Annotated in this window: 1 protein-coding gene; it reads left to right on the forward strand. The window is 43.5% G+C overall.

Going from position 1 to position 315, the window contains the following annotated elements:
* Positions 1 to 315, forward strand: a 315-nt coding sequence (locus AAEZ03_RS26595; protein ID WP_350582776.1) for a hypothetical protein, incomplete at both ends; no start/stop codon positions are given.

The raw sequence follows: 315 nt of genomic DNA on the forward strand, positions 1-315 counted from the left end.
CATCAACACAACCAGGCGAGGTTTCTGACGACTCTCATATAACCAATACTGAGAAAGAAAAAGCAGAGATGGTTGTGATATTACCGGCGCCGCCTATTTATCGAAATGGTGAAAACCTTGCGCTCGATAGTAACGATGCTGCAGCTGACGCTTCAAATGCGGATGTCACTGATATCATTGCTGAAAGCACTGATGTTATGGGCAACGCTGATATAAAGGGGTTAGAAACTAGCCCCTCAGCAACAGACGCTAGTAAAGATGCAAAAGTGAAAGAAAATACTGCTAAAAATCCTATACTCACTGACGATACCACTG

The organism is Pseudomonas sp. HY2-MNA-CIBAN-0224, from assembly GCF_040310285.1.
GTDB lineage: Bacteria > Pseudomonadota > Gammaproteobacteria > Pseudomonadales > Pseudomonadaceae > Aquipseudomonas > Aquipseudomonas helleri.